The sequence below is a fragment of the Pusillimonas sp. T2 genome, assembly GCF_002236805.1.
GTDB lineage: Bacteria > Pseudomonadota > Gammaproteobacteria > Burkholderiales > Burkholderiaceae_B > Neopusillimonas.
In genome coordinates, this window is record NZ_NIQA01000006.1 from 122,522 (window position 1) to 135,782 (window position 13,261).

Consider the following 13,261-nt stretch of genomic DNA (forward strand, 5'->3'; position numbering starts at 1 on the left):
AAAGCCCACTTTTCGGAAAAGACCAAAAAGTGGGCTGTTGTCTGAGACTGCAGACGGCAGATTAACGCGAATACAATTCAACAACCATTGACTCGTTAACGTCGCGAGCGACATCAGCGCGGTCAGGGGCTTGCTTGAATGTACCGGTCAATTTGTTGGCGTCGACTTCAACCCACTGGGGGAAACCGATACCAGCGGCCAGATCGAGTGCTTCGCGAATACGACCTTGCGATTTGGCTTTCTCACGAATAGTGATGACGTCGCCGGCTTTCACGATCATGGAAGCGATGTCGGCTGTACGGCCGTTCACTTCGATGGCGCGGTGGTTAACCAACTGACGTGCTTCAGCGCGTGTCGAGCCAAAGCCCATGCGGTATACCACGTTATCGAGGCGCGATTCCAACAACTGAATCAGGGTCTCGCCAGTGTTACCACGGCGACGCTCAGCCTCAGCGAAATACTTGCGGAATTGCTTCTCGAGAACGCCGTACATACGCTTGAGCTTTTGCTTTTCGCGCAGCTGCAGACCGTAGTCAGACGTACGGGCACCTGAAGTGCGGCCGTGTTGACCAGGCTTCGATTCGATCTTGCATTTGGAATCGAGCGAGCGACGGGCGCTTTTCAGAAAGAGGTCGGTACCCTCGCGACGCGAGAGTTTGCATTTAGGTCCAATGTAACGTGCCATGATGCTTCCTATTAAATGCGACGGCGCTTGGGCGGACGGCAGCCATTGTGCGGAACGGGTGTGATATCGGAGATGCTGGTGATCTTGATACCCAGAGCGTTCAGCGCGCGCACCGACGATTCACGACCAGGACCTGGGCCCTTGATACGGACTTCAAGGTTCTTGATGCCGTATTCGAGCGCGGTACGGCCTGCCGATTCGGCAGCGACCTGTGCGGCAAACGGGGTCGATTTACGCGAACCCTTAAAGCCGGCACCACCCGATGTCGCCCACGACAAGGCATTGCCTTGACGGTCGGTGATCGTGATGATTGTGTTGTTGAAAGAAGCGTGAACGTGCGCAATGCCGTCCGACACGACCTTCTTGATTTTTTTGCGTACGCGCGAAGCGCCGCTATTTGCTTTCGCCATCTTCTAGTCCTCGATTATTTCTTCAGGGAAGCAGCTGCGCGACGCGGCCCTTTACGGGTGCGTGCGTTGGTGCGGGTACGCTGACCACGCACTGGCAGACCACGCTTGTGGCGCAGGCCACGGTAGGTTCCCAGGTCGATCAGACGTTTGATAGAAAGTTGTACTTCACGACGCAGGTCGCCTTCGACCGTGAACGAGCCTACTTGTTCGCGAATGCGCTCGAGCTCTTCATCGGTGAGGTCTTTCACTTTTTTCGAGTGCTCGATGCCGGACGCGTCACAAATTTGACGGGCACGGGTCGGGCCAATACCGAAAATTGCGGTAAGACCGATTACGGCGTGTTTGTGCGGCGGAATGTTGATGCCAGCAATACGGGCCATGACTGTTCCTTGTTAAATCTGTTACGTTTCGGCTTTAGCCTTGACGCTGCTTGTGACGGGGATCGGTGCAGATAACACGTACCACGCCGTGACGTTTGATAACTTTGCAATTACGGCAAATTCGTTTTACCGATGCCATTACTTTCATGGTTGACTCCTAGTTTCCTTAAGCCGGGCCGCTTATTTAGAGCGGAATACAATTCTGGCACGCGACAGATCATAGGGCGTGAGCTCCACTGTGACCTTGTCACCCGGCAGAATCCGGATGTAATGCATGCGCATCTTGCCTGAAATATGGCCTAACACTACGTGACCGTTTTCGAGCTTGACACGAAAAGTTGCGTTGGGCAGGTTCTCGACTACTTCACCCTGCATCTGAATGACGTCATCTTTTGCCATTTTTTTTACCGCATAGGCAAACCCGCGCCCTTGAAGTTAGCCTTCTTGAGCAGCGAATCGTACTGGTGGGACATCATGTAGGACTGAACCTGAGCCATGAAATCCATCGTCACCACAACAATAATCAAGAGTGAAGTGCCGCCGAAGTAAAACGGAACATTCCAGCGCATCTGCATGAACTCGGGCAACAAGCACACGAGGGTAATGTAGATAGCACCAACCAGGGTAAGGCGCATCAGGATCTTGTCGATGTAACGCGCAGTTTGATCACCTGGACGGATACCTGGAATGAAGGCACCACTCTTTTTCAGGTTGTCTGCAGTCTCGCGGCTGTTGAACACCAGAGCCGTGTAGAAGAAGCAGAAGAAAATGATTAAAGCCGAGAACAGGGTAATGTAAAGCGGCTGCTGAGGCGACAGGGCTGCAGCCAGATCGCCCAACCAGCTCATGCTAGGGTTGGCCGAGAACCAGCTGGTTACCGTGGCGGGCAGCAAAATAAGCGACGAAGCGAAGATGGGAGGGATAACACCTGCCATATTCAACTTGAGCGGCAAATGCGAGCTTTGACCACCGTACACTTTATTGCCAACCTGACGCTTGGCGTAGTTGACCGTAATACGACGTTGTCCACGTTCGACGAAGACAACGAAGTAAGTTACGGCAACGGCCAGAACCAGGATGAACAAGGCCGACAGAATCGACATGGCGTCGGTACGTACCAGATCCATCAGACCCGACAATGCGCTGGGCAAGCCCGCCACAATACCGGCAAAAATCAGGATGGAAATACCGTTACCCAGACCGCGCTCGGTGATTTGCTCGCCCAGCCACATGACAAACATGGTGCCGGTAACTAGCGTTATCACTGCGGTAAAGCGAAATACCATACCCGGGTCGATGACCAAACCGGGCTGGGATTCGAGCGCAACCGCAATACCCACCGCTTGTACCAGCGCCAGAAGCACCGTTCCGTAGCGTGTGTATTGGGTAATCTTGCGACGACCTGCTTCGCCTTCTTTCTTGATGGCCTCGAGCGTAGGCACCACCGATGACATCAGCTGCATAATGATAGATGCAGAGATGTACGGCATGATCCCCAGTGCAAGCACCGAGAAACGTTCGAGGGCGCCACCCGAGAACATGTTGAACAAGCCCAAAATGCCGCCAGAGTTCGTCTGGAACATTTCGGCCAATGCGTCTGGGTTGATGCCCGGGACGGGTACATGCGTACCCAACCGGTAAACCACCAGGGCGAGCAACAAGAACACGATACGGCGTTTTAAGTCGCCGTAGCGCGGACCTGCTTTACTCTGTGCCTGAGCTTTAGCCACCCGTTACCCCTTTTATTCAGCCAGCGAACCGCCGGCCGCTTCGATAGCGGCACGAGCACCCGCTGTAGCCGAAACGCCCTTGAGTGTGACTTTGCGGGAGAGTTCACCCGACTTGATGACCTTGACGTAACGAACGCCTTGGCCAACCACACCGGCTTGCTTCAGAACCTGGACGTCGATGTCGTCGACGGGCAGATTTTGCAGCTCGGACAAACGGACTTCGGCGTGCAAGTGGCGACCCAGTGGCGTGAAGCCACGCTTGGGCAAACGACGGTACAAAGGCATTTGACCGCCTTCGAAGCCGACTTTATGGAAGCCGCCCGAACGCGATTTTTGACCTTTGTGACCACGACCACCTGTTTTACCCAGGCCCGAGCCAATGCCACGGCCTACGCGGCGCTTGGCATGCTTGCTACCAGGAGCAGGTTGCAACGTATTTAATTGTGTTTCTGACATCTCGATTCCTTTCAGGCTTCCGAGACAGTCACGAGGTAATCCACTTTGCGGATCATCCCACGGACCTCGGGGGTGTCAACCAGCACGCTGCTGCTGTTGACACGACGCAGGCCCAGGCCGCGAACGGTTTCGCGGTGAGACTGCTTGGTGCCAATAACCGAGCGCACGAGCGTTACTTTGATTTGTTTCTGTGTCGTCATGACTTACCCCAGAATTTCTTCAACCGACTTACCACGCTTGGCGGCGATGTCGGAAGGTGTCGAGCAGGCTTGCAGACCGTTCAACGTGGCGCGAACCAAGTTGTAAGGATTGCTGGAACCGAGGCTCTTGGCCACAACGTTGCGAACACCCATCACTTCGAAGATAGCGCGCATTGGGCCGCCGGCGATAACACCGGTACCTTCTGCCGCAGGCGAAATGAGAACGGTAGACGCACCGTGCTTACCTACTACGGTGTGGTGCAAAGTACCGTTTTTAAGCGGTACTTTGTGCAGACCACGACGGGCCTGTTCCATAGCCTTTTGAACGGCAACGGGAACTTCGCGGGCTTTGCCCTTGCCCATGCCGATGCGGCCATCGCCATCACCAACAACGGTCAGCGCAGCAAAGCTCATGGTGCGACCACCCTTTACCACTTTGCTGACGCGGTTGACCGCAATCATTTTTTCACGCAAGCCGTCGTCATTTTCTTTGTCGGCGGTATTCTTGCCTTGTGCTTTAGCCATTTGACAATTCCTTGCTTAGAATTTCAGGCCGGCTTCACGCGCGGCGTCGGCCAACGCTTTGACGCGGCCATGATAACGGAAGCCCGAGCGGTCGAAAGCAACTTGTTCAATACCAGCTGCTTTTGCTTTCTCGGCAACACGCTTGCCCACCAAAGTTGCGGCTTCGACGTTACCGCCGTTAGCCATTTCTTTGCGGACTTCTGGTTCGAGCGTCGAGGCGCTGACCAGAACGCGGTCACCTTCCGGCGAAATAATGTTGGCGTAAATGTGCGAGTTCGAACGGTGCACCGCCAGGCGATGTACGCGCAGCTCGGCGATTTTCCGGCGAGTGGCAACCGCACGACGCAAACGGGAGATTCTTTTGTCCATAATTCTTCCTTGCCTACGCGCTTATTTCTTCTTGGCTTCTTTGAGGATGACTGTTTCATCCGAGTAACGCACGCCTTTGCCCTTGTAGGGTTCGGGTTCGCGATACGCACGGATTTCAGCAGCTACCTGGCCAACGACTTGTTTGTTTGCACCTTTGACCACGATTTCAGTCGGGGTCGGGCATTCGACTTTAATGCCCTCGGGTACTTCGTAAACGATATCGTGCGAGAAACCGAGTTGCAGTTTGAGCGCAGCACCCTGAGCCTGAGCGCGGAAACCCACGCCAACCAGGTTCAGTTTACGCTCGAAGCCGGCGCTCACGCCGGTAACCATGTTGGCTACCAGGGCACGAACCGTACCCGACATTGCTTTGGCATGACGCGAGTCATTGGCCACTGCGAATGTCAGTTTGCCGTCTTCGAGTTCGACCTTGACGTCGCCGGTCAGGGCCTGGGACAGTGTGCCCAGAGGACCTTTGACAACGATCTGGTCGGGATTGATAGTTGTTTCAACGCCTTTAGGCAGTTGAACAGGATATTTTGCAATACGTGACATATGATTCCCCTTATGCTACGTAGCAAAGTACTTCGCCGCCAACGCCCGCAGCGCGTGCTTTGCGGTCGGTCATGACGCCACGGGGGGTCGAAACGATGGCAACGCCCAGGCCGTTCATGACTTGAGGAATTGCGCTGCGACCTTTATAGATACGCAGACCGGGGCGCGATACGCGCTCGATGCGTTCGATAACCGGGCGACCGGCGTAGTATTTAAGGCCAATTTCGAGAACAGGTTTAGCCTGCTCACCGGTGACCTGGAAACTGTCGATGTAGCCTTCGTCTTTCAGCACGGCAGCAATAGCTACCTTCAGCTTCGAGGAGGGCATGGTTACCGACGTTTTGTTGACCATTTGTGCGTTACGAACGCGGGTCAACATGTCGGCGATGGGATCGCTCATGCTCATGGTGTTTTCTCCTACCAGCTAGCTTTAGTCATGCCAGGCACTTCGCCACGCAACGCCATTTCGCGCAGCTTGTGACGGGTGAGCCCGAACTTGGCAAAAACACCGCGAGGACGGCCAGTAACAACGCAACGGTTGCGCTGACGGCTCGGGCTCGAGTTACGAGGAAGTTTTTGCAGTTGCAAACGTGCCTGATAGCGCTCTTCGTCAGTTTTCGACTGGTCGTCGATAATGGCTTTGAGTGCTGCACGCTTGGCAGCGAATTTTTCGGCCAGCTTGGCGCGTTTAATGTCGCGATTAATCAGTGAAAGTTTAGCCACGTCATCGCCCCTTAATTGCGGAACGGGAAGCTGAAGGCTGTAAGCAGCGCTTTGGCTTCGTCGTCAGTCTGGGCAGTAGTAGTGATGCTGATGTTCAGACCACGAACTGCGTCGATTTTGTCGTATTCGATTTCGGGGAAAATGATTTGCTCTTTCACCCCAACGTTGTAGTTACCCCGGCCGTCGAAGGCGCGACCCGAAATACCACGGAAGTCGCGTACGCGCGGCAGAGCCACGGTAACCAGACGATCGAGGAATTCGTACATGCGCTGACCACGCAGGGTGACCATGCAACCAATGGGGTAGTTTTCACGGATTTTGAAGCCCGCGATAGCCTTACGTGTTTTGGTGACAACAGGCTTTTGACCGGCGATCTTGGTGAGATCGGCAACAGCGTTTTCAATAACCTTTTTGTCGGCCACAGCTTCGGATACACCCATGTTCAGGGTGATCTTGGTGATGCGCGGCACTTCCATGACACTTTTGTAGCCAAATTTGGCCTGCAGGTCGGCTACGACCTTGCTACGGTAGAACTCTTGTAAACGAGCCATTTTGTCGCCCCTTACGCTTTAGCGCCAACGACAGCGCCGCTGGAACGAAAAATACGAACTTTGCGGCCATCGACTTCTTTGATACCCACGCGATCGGCTTTACCGGTCTCGGGGTTGTACAACGCGACATTCGAGATATGAATGGGCATTGTTTTGTCGATGATGCCACCCTGCGAACCCGCCATAGGGTTGGGTTTGACGTGTTTTTTAACAACGTTGATGCCTTCGACCAGAACGTGGTCGGCATCGACGCGCTGCAGCACGGTGCCGCGGCGCTTTTTGTCGCGACCGGTCAACACAATGACTTCGTCGCCTTTACGGATCTTTTCCATTGTCGCTCCTTACAGCACTTCTGGGGCCAAGGACACGATCTTCATGAACTTCTCTGTACGCAGTTCGCGCGTAACAGGTCCGAAGATACGGGTGCCGATGGGTTCCAGTTTGGCATTGAGCAAAACTGCGGCGTTACCGCCGAACTTGATCAACGAGCCGTCTTTACGGCGTACGCCTTTGGCAGTGCGAACTACCACAGCGTTGTAAATTTCGCCTTTTTTGACGCGTCCGCGCGGTGCGGCTTCTTTGACGCTAACTTTGATAACGTCGCCGATAGCGGCATAACGGCGCTTGGAGCCGCCCAACACTTTAATGCACATGACAGAGCGTGCACCTGTGTTATCGGCCACGTCCAGCGTGGTCTGCATTTGTATCATGATTTTTCCTGTGCCAACTTAGCCAAGCCTGCCTTACCAACCATTGGTAAACCGCCTGACCAGTTTTGGTCCCGTCAGGCTTGTTGCCAAGCCCTGGGTTGAAATCTGCCTAAATTGCCAAAGCTACCGGTTATTGCCATTTACCGTTTAAGGTAAACACCCAATTTCGCAGGCAGCTTTAGCCTGGTACTACTTTATGGGGGTTTGCCGGCCATTAGCCAGCAAGTTCTCTAGTATATGGCGCCTTGCTAATTAAAGCAAGACGTTTTATACGCAAGGTATTGATTCCAGCCTAAATTTGCAACATCACGTCATTTTGCGGGGAAGTATCTTTACGATGCACATCGACCGCCAGCAACGCGCCGCTTACCGGACAATACCATTCGGTCATGGCCAGATCGGCGTGCAAGTTAATACACGCCTGGGCCGGTGCATTTTCATGCCTGCGCGAAACCGCCCCCGATCGCCAGGCGGTAGAGCCGCTGCACAGAATGTGGTTGGCAGGCGACACGACATGAATGCCACGATGATCTTTAAGTATGCGCAGGCTATCGGTAAGCCGCCCAACCTCAACGGCATCGCTGTCGGGCGCTACCAGCGCAGCAGGGCCGGTTTGCTCGACCTCTGCATCATGCCTTTCGACCCAACACCCACAGGCGGCTATCAGCAAACGGCTCTTGTTCGCGACACGCCAATCGTCACAGGCGCACGCGAGCAAGGTCTTACGCCTGACATCCCGCTGACGTTCAATGACCTGGATGCGCATCGATTGATCATTCCGGGTCGCAGCGACCCGCTCAGGCAATATGTTGAACACAGCCTGACCCGCCGCGGCCTTCGGTTCAGACTGGCCGTCGAAACCGATACGCTGAATTTATGTCTGGAGTTTGCCCGAAAAGGATTGGGCCTGACGGTCTTGCCGGGTTGTGCCGTACAACCTCAGTGGATTGGCGAAGACATGGGGTGGGCGCTGCGTGAAGGACGTCGCCTGATCACGACCACGTTGGCCGAAAGTTTGAGCAATGGACGCTGGTATGGTGCCGAGCCCGCCGACCTCAGTCTGCGCGGGCCCGAAATTTAAAGCTTAGAAACGGCCGGACAACAGGCTGCCTGCATTTTCCACCTTACGGTCGAGGCCCAAGGCTTTGAGCATTTGATAAACCGTGCTGATGGCTGCGGTGGTTACCGGCAAGCCCAGGCTGTTTTCAACTTGCTGCACCGACTGGAACGACGGCATTTGCACGCAAGCCGACAATACGACCGCATCGGCGTTGGCGGTGTTAACGCGCTTGATATGCTCAGCCGGAGCCAGCGGGTTCTGACGGCCAACTTCGAGGTTGTCGGGGATTTCGAGCGAAACAGCGTCGAGCACTTCGATGCCTTCGCTTTCGATGTAGTCAACGACGAGCTGTGTCAGGGGTTTCATGTAGGGTGTCAGAATAGAGACCTTCTTGGCACCCATTGTGTGCAAACCTTCGACCAATGCGCCAGCGCTGGAAATAACGGGTGCAGGGTTGCCGTTATCGACAGTCACCTGATGCAAACGCTTTTCCGATTCGCGGTGGTAACCCTTGCCCATGCTCATGATGGCGACCAGGCAGGCATAACCCAGCACATCAACCTGCGCATCCGACAGCTCGAGCGCGCAACGGTCGGAGTCTTTGTCCATGGCGGCGAGTTCGTCTTTGGTCACTTTCTTCATGCGCATGCGGCTTGAGTGGAACGTGAAACGCTCTTCGGGGAACTGAGCCGCGCGGCTAAGCAACATGAGGGGGATCTCAGTTTCCATCGTGGTGTTGGAACTGGGGACGATTTGACCAATACGGTAGATACGAGACATAAAACACACCTTTTAAATGAGTTAGCGCTAAGATAGTCGCTGATTTCTTCGACTAAAACCAATACAAATTTCGTCTTGAGAGTCAGGTTTAGGCTATAGGCCCGCCCCGACCCCCACGCAAGGCCTTTGCACCTGGGCATGGAACTTCGACAACTTCGCTACTTTACGGCACTGGCCGAAGAGCTTAACTTTACGCGTGCCGCCGAACGCCTGCACATATCGCAGCCCCCGCTCAGCGCGCAAATTGCCCAGCTCGAGGCCGAGCTGGGCGTCAAGCTGTTCGAGCGCAACAGCCGCAAAGTTTCGCTCACCGACGCAGGCGTCGCCTTTCTGCGCGACGTCCGGGTTATCCAGGCACGACTGAAAGAAGCCACCCAGCGCGTACAAGATATCCATTCTGGGCTGGCCGGCCGCATCGAAATCGGCTTGTCAGGGTCGCATTTTTTAGGGCCATTGCCCCAGTGCATTGGTGAACTGGCGCACGCCTACCCGGACATCGATGTTGTGCTGAACGAAATGGCACCGAACGACCAACTGGACGCCCTGCGCGAACAGCGTATCGACATCAGCATCTCGAGGCAATACGTCGAAGACGACCTGCTGCGCAGCGAACCACTATGGCCCGACCCGTTGTGGGTTGCGCTACCGCAAGGCCATGCCTTGAGTGGGCAGACAGTGCTCCGGCTCGACCAACTGGCCGACGAGCGGTTCATCATGCTGCGCCGCGACACATCGAAATTTGCCCAGCAAATATACAACGCCTGCCTGGAGCGAGGCTTCACCCCCAACGTCATTCACGCCGTGTCCGAGGTTCCCGCCCAGCTCAGCCTGGTCAGCGCCGGGCTAGGGGTGGCTATCGTACCCGGCTCGACGCGGCGCTATCGGGCGCAAACCCTAAGCTTTTGCCCACTCGAAGACATCGGCATCCATACTCAGGTGCATGCCGTTGTTCGTAAAGCGCACCGAAAATCAGCCATCGATACCGTCTTGCGACAGCTTCAATCGTTCTCGTCTGCCTCGTGATAGCGGGTGACGTCGCGTATGCAGTCCAGCGCGCGCTCGATAGTATTAGGGAAGATTTCGTCATTTCGCCAATACATCGATACCGACCCAAAACCCTGCAACTCGACCGGCACAATACGAATCAGGTTTAAGCGCGACAACATTTGCGTAGACCGATGCGACGCCGTACCAATGACATCACTGTTGGTCAGCAGGGTAATGTTGGCGATGACGGAATTGGACTCAATGTAATTTCTGGGCAGCTTCCTGCCAGCCGACGCCAGAGCAGCCTCGAGGGCGTTGCGTACAGGCGTCTCCCGGGGCCAAACAATCCAGCGATAACGCTCAACATCTTCCCAACCGATCGACTTCTGGGCAAACAACGGGTGGCCGGGCCGGGCCACCAGATCGACCGGCTCGACATACAGCAACTCGCTGCTGATCTGACTATGATCATGCGCCTGCTTGCTGGTGCGTCCGATCAAGACATCGAGATCGCCTTGCGCCAGCAAAATAAGCAGGCGATCCATGGTGCCCTCGACCAAATCGACGCGCAGTTCAGGCATACGCTCGCCCATGCGCAAAATGGCCAATGGCGCAGCCACCGATGCCGCGGCCCCCGATGCCCCGATCACCACCCGACCCGACACCCCGTCACGCAAAGTCATCATGTCGACTGCGGCCCGATCCAGCTGCGAGAGCACACGCCGAGCGTGCTCGATCATCACCTGCCCGTGCGGCGTGGGCACCAGACCCCGGGCATGCCGCTCGAACAGTGTCAGACCCACGTCCTCTTCCAGCTCTTTGAGCCATTTGGACAAGCCCGGCTGTGTGGTGTTCAGCATTGTTGCCGAATGGCTGAGATTCCGGGTTTGCTCGAGGCTGAGCAAGTAGCGCAGATTGCGAAGCCGGATCCGGTCGGTCCAGTCTGTAGCCATGTCTTGTCCTGAAGTAGCGTGACCGGCTTGTCATCCCCGGTCAAAACGAATATAGTCTTCGAAAATTATGGTTATTTTATAAAATCCTAACCTCTGAGGGTCACACCATGAAATCATCAGCCCGCGAGAACAACAATTTCCGCGAAGACGTTCTCGGTCGTGCCAACGTCGAAGATACACCCGAACTGCTGGCTTACTACGACGAGCTCGAAAAAATGAATACTGCCGCCCTCTGGACGGTGGCCAATAAAATCGAACCCTGGTTCCCGCAATCAAGCTCGGTACCCGTACTGTGGCGCTTTAAAGAGCTGCGCGAACACGTCCTGAAATCGGTATCGTTGGTGTCGCCCGAAAAGGCCGGCCGCCGCGTAATTTATCTCGACAACCCGGGCCGCCGCGATGTTGCAGCTGCTGTAGGCTGGTTGTATTCGGGCCTGCAAGTCATGCACCCGGGCGAACTGGCCTCGGCACACGCTCACTCGGCCAGCGCGCTGCGCTTCATTATGGAAGGCAAGGGCGCTTTCACTATTGTTGACGGCCACAAAATGACCCTCGGCGCCAACGACTTTGTTCTGACGCCCAACGGCACGTGGCACGAGCATGGCGTCTCGGAAGACGGCACCGCCTGCATCTGGCAAGACGGCCTCGATATCCCCCTGATGAACGCGCTGGAAGCCAACTTCTACGCCGTCCACCCCGACTTGCAACAAGCCGTCACTTACCCTGTCGATGACAGCACCGCCACTTGGGCCAACCCCGGCCTGGTGCCCGCCAACGACAAATGGTCGCATGGCTACTCACCCTTGCTTAAATACGAGTGGGCACCGACCTACGAATCGTTAAGCCGTTACGCCAAAGTCACCGATGGCTCGCCTTTTGACGGCGTGCTGATGAATTACGTCAACCCCAAAACCGGCGGCCCGGTCATGCAAACCATTGGCGCCAGCATGCAAATGCTGCGTCCCGGCGAGCACACCAAAGCACACCGTCACACCGGCAGCTTCATTTATCAGGTAGCGAAGGGCCAGGGCTATTCCATCATTAACGGCAAACGCTTCGACTGGCAAGAACGCGACATTTTCTGCGTGCCGTCGTGGGCCATGCACGAGCATGCCAACGCCAGCAACAGCGAAGACGCCTGCCTGTTCTGCTTCAACGATATGCCGGTCATGAACTCGCTGGGCCTGTACCGCGAAGAAGCGCTCAAAGAAAACGACGGTCACCAAAAAATCATCGACTAACCTCTTACTCTGACTCACTCAAGGATTACTCATGCGTTTAGTTACTTATCGCCGCTCTGTCAACGAAGAAAGCCGCCTGGGCGCGCTGGTCGACAACCTGGTCATTGACCTGCAATGGCTGGGCGATGCCGCCGGCATCGACTTGCCCGCAGACATGCTCGACTTCATTGACTTGGGCCCCCAGGCTGTCAAAAGCGCCACCGAGCTGCTGAACACCTACCGCGAAGACTGGCCCGTCGGCGTGGCCATCCCCGTACAAAACGTCAAGCTGTTGGCACCTATCCCCCGCCCACGTAAAAACATCTTCGGTATCGGCCTGAACTACACCGAGCACGTCGCTGAGTCGGCAAAATCGCTCGACACGTCGCCCGATCTGCCCAAGCAGCCCGTCATTTTCTCGAAGCCGCCCACCACCGTCATTGGTAATGGCGACGCGATCGAGCACAACGCAAAAATCACTCAGCAAATGGACTGGGAATGCGAACTGGCCGCCATTATTGGTACACGCGCCAAGCGCGTCGAGCGCAAAGACGCGCTGCAGTATGTCTTTGGCTACAGCATCATGAACGACATCAGCGCACGCGATAACCGCCGCTCGGGTCAGTGGATCTACTCTAAAGGCCAAGACACCTACGCCCCGTTTGGTCCTTGCATCGTCACCGCCGACGAAATCGGCGACCCACAAAACCTGAAACTCTGGCTCACCGTCAACGGCGTCGAGAAACAGAACTCGAACACCGCTTACATGCTGTTCAAAGTCGACGAACTGATTGCCGACATCAGCCAGGGTATTACGCTTGAGCCCGGCGACATCATCGCTACAGGCACCCCCGCAGGTGTTGGCGCTGGCCGCACGCCCCAAGAATGGCTCTGGCCCGGCGACGTTGTCGAATGCCACATCGAAGGCATTGGCTCGCTGCGTAACCCTGTTGTTGCGGTGTAAGCC

At 55.7% G+C, this 13,261-nt stretch carries 23 protein-coding genes; 4 read left to right on the forward strand and 19 right to left on the reverse strand.

Going from position 1 to position 13,261, the window contains the following annotated elements; all coding sequences use genetic code 11:
• Positions 1 to 61: 61 nt before the first annotated feature.
• The 17 genes from rpsD to PuT2_RS15840 all read right to left on the reverse strand — a co-directional run bounded on the left by rpsD (position 62) and on the right by PuT2_RS15840 (position 7,805).
• Positions 62 to 685 carry a 30S ribosomal protein S4 gene (gene rpsD, locus PuT2_RS11065; protein ID WP_093971111.1) on the reverse strand — a complete coding sequence of 208 codons (624 nt, stop codon included), beginning with the start codon at positions 683 to 685 and terminating at the stop codon, positions 62 to 64.
• An 11-nt stretch (positions 686 to 696) separates the two neighbouring features.
• Positions 697 to 1,095, reverse strand: a complete 399-nt coding sequence (rpsK, locus tag PuT2_RS11070; protein ID WP_093971112.1) for a 30S ribosomal protein S11 — start codon at positions 1,093 to 1,095, stop codon at positions 697 to 699.
• Positions 1,096 to 1,109: 14 nt separating this feature from the next.
• The gene (gene rpsM, locus PuT2_RS11075) at positions 1,110 to 1,475 is read right to left on the reverse strand and encodes a 30S ribosomal protein S13 (RefSeq protein ID WP_093971113.1); all 366 of its coding nucleotides are present in this window, start codon (positions 1,473 to 1,475) and stop codon (positions 1,110 to 1,112) included.
• Positions 1,476 to 1,509: 34 nt separating this feature from the next.
• On the reverse strand, positions 1,510 to 1,623 hold the full coding sequence (gene rpmJ, locus PuT2_RS11080) for a 50S ribosomal protein L36 (RefSeq protein WP_003806928.1): 114 nt from the start codon (positions 1,621 to 1,623) through the stop codon (positions 1,510 to 1,512).
• Positions 1,624 to 1,655: 32 nt separating this feature from the next.
• Complete coding sequence (gene infA, locus PuT2_RS11085) at positions 1,656 to 1,874, reverse strand: translation initiation factor IF-1 (protein WP_014752489.1); 219 nt, start codon at positions 1,872 to 1,874, stop codon at positions 1,656 to 1,658.
• A gap of 5 nt (positions 1,875 to 1,879) precedes the next feature.
• Complete coding sequence (secY, locus tag PuT2_RS11090; RefSeq protein WP_093971114.1) at positions 1,880 to 3,205, reverse strand: preprotein translocase subunit SecY; 1,326 nt, start codon at positions 3,203 to 3,205, stop codon at positions 1,880 to 1,882.
• Between the two features lie 12 nt (positions 3,206 to 3,217).
• Positions 3,218 to 3,661 (reverse strand): 50S ribosomal protein L15, encoded by a 444-nt coding sequence (gene rplO / locus PuT2_RS11095; protein ID WP_093971115.1) that lies wholly within the window; start codon positions 3,659 to 3,661, stop codon positions 3,218 to 3,220.
• Between the two features lie 11 nt (positions 3,662 to 3,672).
• The gene (rpmD, locus tag PuT2_RS11100; protein ID WP_093971116.1) at positions 3,673 to 3,861 is read right to left on the reverse strand and encodes a 50S ribosomal protein L30; all 189 of its coding nucleotides are present in this window, start codon (positions 3,859 to 3,861) and stop codon (positions 3,673 to 3,675) included.
• Between the two features lie 3 nt (positions 3,862 to 3,864).
• A complete protein-coding gene (gene rpsE / locus PuT2_RS11105) occupies positions 3,865 to 4,386 on the reverse strand; it encodes a 30S ribosomal protein S5 (RefSeq protein ID WP_093971117.1) in 522 nt (173 codons plus the stop codon).
• A gap of 15 nt (positions 4,387 to 4,401) precedes the next feature.
• Positions 4,402 to 4,755, reverse strand: coding sequence for a 50S ribosomal protein L18 (rplR, locus tag PuT2_RS11110; protein WP_093971118.1), 354 nt, complete (start codon positions 4,753 to 4,755; stop codon positions 4,402 to 4,404).
• 21 nt (positions 4,756 to 4,776) lie between these two features.
• The gene (gene rplF, locus PuT2_RS11115; RefSeq protein ID WP_093971119.1) at positions 4,777 to 5,310 is read right to left on the reverse strand and encodes a 50S ribosomal protein L6; all 534 of its coding nucleotides are present in this window, start codon (positions 5,308 to 5,310) and stop codon (positions 4,777 to 4,779) included.
• A 10-nt stretch (positions 5,311 to 5,320) separates the two neighbouring features.
• Complete coding sequence (gene rpsH / locus PuT2_RS11120) at positions 5,321 to 5,716, reverse strand: 30S ribosomal protein S8 (protein WP_093971120.1); 396 nt, start codon at positions 5,714 to 5,716, stop codon at positions 5,321 to 5,323.
• A gap of 11 nt (positions 5,717 to 5,727) precedes the next feature.
• Positions 5,728 to 6,033, reverse strand: a complete 306-nt coding sequence (gene rpsN / locus PuT2_RS11125) for a 30S ribosomal protein S14 (protein WP_093971121.1) — start codon at positions 6,031 to 6,033, stop codon at positions 5,728 to 5,730.
• An 11-nt stretch (positions 6,034 to 6,044) separates the two neighbouring features.
• A complete protein-coding gene (gene rplE / locus PuT2_RS11130) occupies positions 6,045 to 6,584 on the reverse strand; it encodes a 50S ribosomal protein L5 (RefSeq protein WP_093971122.1) in 540 nt (179 codons plus the stop codon).
• A gap of 11 nt (positions 6,585 to 6,595) precedes the next feature.
• Positions 6,596 to 6,916, reverse strand: coding sequence for a 50S ribosomal protein L24 (gene rplX, locus PuT2_RS11135; RefSeq protein WP_093971123.1), 321 nt, complete (start codon positions 6,914 to 6,916; stop codon positions 6,596 to 6,598).
• A gap of 9 nt (positions 6,917 to 6,925) precedes the next feature.
• Entirely contained in the window at positions 6,926 to 7,294 is a 369-nt protein-coding gene (gene rplN, locus PuT2_RS11140; protein ID WP_093971124.1) for a 50S ribosomal protein L14, read from the reverse strand.
• A gap of 292 nt (positions 7,295 to 7,586) precedes the next feature.
• Complete coding sequence (locus tag PuT2_RS15840; protein WP_158214035.1) at positions 7,587 to 7,805, reverse strand: hypothetical protein; 219 nt, start codon at positions 7,803 to 7,805, stop codon at positions 7,587 to 7,589.
• Positions 7,806 to 7,808: 3 nt separating this feature from the next.
• Between PuT2_RS15840 and PuT2_RS11145 the strand changes: the two genes are divergently transcribed.
• Positions 7,809 to 8,375, forward strand: a complete 567-nt coding sequence (locus PuT2_RS11145) for a LysR substrate-binding domain-containing protein (RefSeq protein ID WP_158214036.1) — start codon at positions 7,809 to 7,811, stop codon at positions 8,373 to 8,375.
• A 3-nt stretch (positions 8,376 to 8,378) separates the two neighbouring features.
• On the opposite strand, the gene PuT2_RS11150 is transcribed toward PuT2_RS11145, so the two are convergent.
• Entirely contained in the window at positions 8,379 to 9,134 is a 756-nt protein-coding gene (locus tag PuT2_RS11150; protein WP_093971126.1) for an Asp/Glu racemase, read from the reverse strand.
• A 138-nt stretch (positions 9,135 to 9,272) separates the two neighbouring features.
• Between PuT2_RS11150 and PuT2_RS11155 the strand changes: the two genes are divergently transcribed.
• A complete protein-coding gene (locus tag PuT2_RS11155) occupies positions 9,273 to 10,157 on the forward strand; it encodes a LysR substrate-binding domain-containing protein (RefSeq protein ID WP_093971127.1) in 885 nt (294 codons plus the stop codon).
• Here the strand turns inward: PuT2_RS11155 and PuT2_RS11160 are convergent.
• Positions 10,133 to 11,074, reverse strand: a complete 942-nt coding sequence (locus PuT2_RS11160) for a LysR family transcriptional regulator (RefSeq protein WP_093971128.1) — start codon at positions 11,072 to 11,074, stop codon at positions 10,133 to 10,135. The two genes, PuT2_RS11155 and PuT2_RS11160, sit on opposite strands and share 25 nt — an antisense overlap.
• A 107-nt stretch (positions 11,075 to 11,181) precedes the next feature.
• Here PuT2_RS11160 and PuT2_RS11165 point away from each other — a divergent pair, with 107 nt between their 5' ends.
• Both PuT2_RS11165 and PuT2_RS11170 read left to right on the forward strand, forming a co-directional pair.
• Positions 11,182 to 12,315: a cupin domain-containing protein gene (locus PuT2_RS11165; RefSeq protein ID WP_093971129.1), complete on the forward strand. Its 1,134-nt coding sequence runs from the start codon at positions 11,182 to 11,184 to the stop codon at positions 12,313 to 12,315.
• A gap of 31 nt (positions 12,316 to 12,346) precedes the next feature.
• The gene (locus PuT2_RS11170; protein ID WP_093971130.1) at positions 12,347 to 13,258 is read left to right on the forward strand and encodes a fumarylacetoacetate hydrolase family protein; all 912 of its coding nucleotides are present in this window, start codon (positions 12,347 to 12,349) and stop codon (positions 13,256 to 13,258) included.
• Positions 13,259 to 13,261: the final 3 nt, after the last annotated feature.

Coding starts and splice junctions, on each gene's coding strand:
- PuT2_RS11170 (WP_093971130.1), top strand. CDS start 12,347: ATGCGTTTAGTTACTTATCGCCGCTCTGTCAACGAAGAAAGCCGCCTG.
- PuT2_RS11155 (WP_093971127.1), top strand. CDS start 9,273: ATGGAACTTCGACAACTTCGCTACTTTACGGCACTGGCCGAAGAGCTT.
- rpsK (WP_093971112.1), bottom strand. CDS start 1,095: ATGGCGAAAGCAAATAGCGGCGCTTCGCGCGTACGCAAAAAAATCAAG.
- rpsM (WP_093971113.1), bottom strand. CDS start 1,475: ATGGCCCGTATTGCTGGCATCAACATTCCGCCGCACAAACACGCCGTA.
- rplN (WP_093971124.1), bottom strand. CDS start 7,294: ATGATACAAATGCAGACCACGCTGGACGTGGCCGATAACACAGGTGCA.
- rpsE (WP_093971117.1), bottom strand. CDS start 4,386: ATGGCTAAAGCACAAGGCAAGAATACCGCCGACAAAGAAAATGACGAC.
- PuT2_RS11150 (WP_093971126.1), bottom strand. CDS start 9,134: ATGTCTCGTATCTACCGTATTGGTCAAATCGTCCCCAGTTCCAACACC.
- rplF (WP_093971119.1), bottom strand. CDS start 5,310: ATGTCACGTATTGCAAAATATCCTGTTCAACTGCCTAAAGGCGTTGAA.
- rplE (WP_093971122.1), bottom strand. CDS start 6,584: ATGGCTCGTTTACAAGAGTTCTACCGTAGCAAGGTCGTAGCCGACCTG.
- rpmJ (WP_003806928.1), bottom strand. CDS start 1,623: ATGAAAGTAATGGCATCGGTAAAACGAATTTGCCGTAATTGCAAAGTT.
- rplR (WP_093971118.1), bottom strand. CDS start 4,755: ATGGACAAAAGAATCTCCCGTTTGCGTCGTGCGGTTGCCACTCGCCGG.
- PuT2_RS11145 (WP_158214036.1), top strand. CDS start 7,809: ATGAATGCCACGATGATCTTTAAGTATGCGCAGGCTATCGGTAAGCCG.
- rpmD (WP_093971116.1), bottom strand. CDS start 3,861: ATGACGACACAGAAACAAATCAAAGTAACGCTCGTGCGCTCGGTTATT.
- rpsD (WP_093971111.1), bottom strand. CDS start 685: ATGGCACGTTACATTGGACCTAAATGCAAACTCTCGCGTCGCGAGGGT.
- rpsH (WP_093971120.1), bottom strand. CDS start 5,716: ATGAGCATGAGCGATCCCATCGCCGACATGTTGACCCGCGTTCGTAAC.
- infA (WP_014752489.1), bottom strand. CDS start 1,874: ATGGCAAAAGATGACGTCATTCAGATGCAGGGTGAAGTAGTCGAGAAC.
- PuT2_RS11160 (WP_093971128.1), bottom strand. CDS start 11,074: ATGGCTACAGACTGGACCGACCGGATCCGGCTTCGCAATCTGCGCTAC.
- PuT2_RS11165 (WP_093971129.1), top strand. CDS start 11,182: ATGAAATCATCAGCCCGCGAGAACAACAATTTCCGCGAAGACGTTCTC.
- rplO (WP_093971115.1), bottom strand. CDS start 3,661: ATGTCAGAAACACAATTAAATACGTTGCAACCTGCTCCTGGTAGCAAG.
- rplX (WP_093971123.1), bottom strand. CDS start 6,916: ATGGAAAAGATCCGTAAAGGCGACGAAGTCATTGTGTTGACCGGTCGC.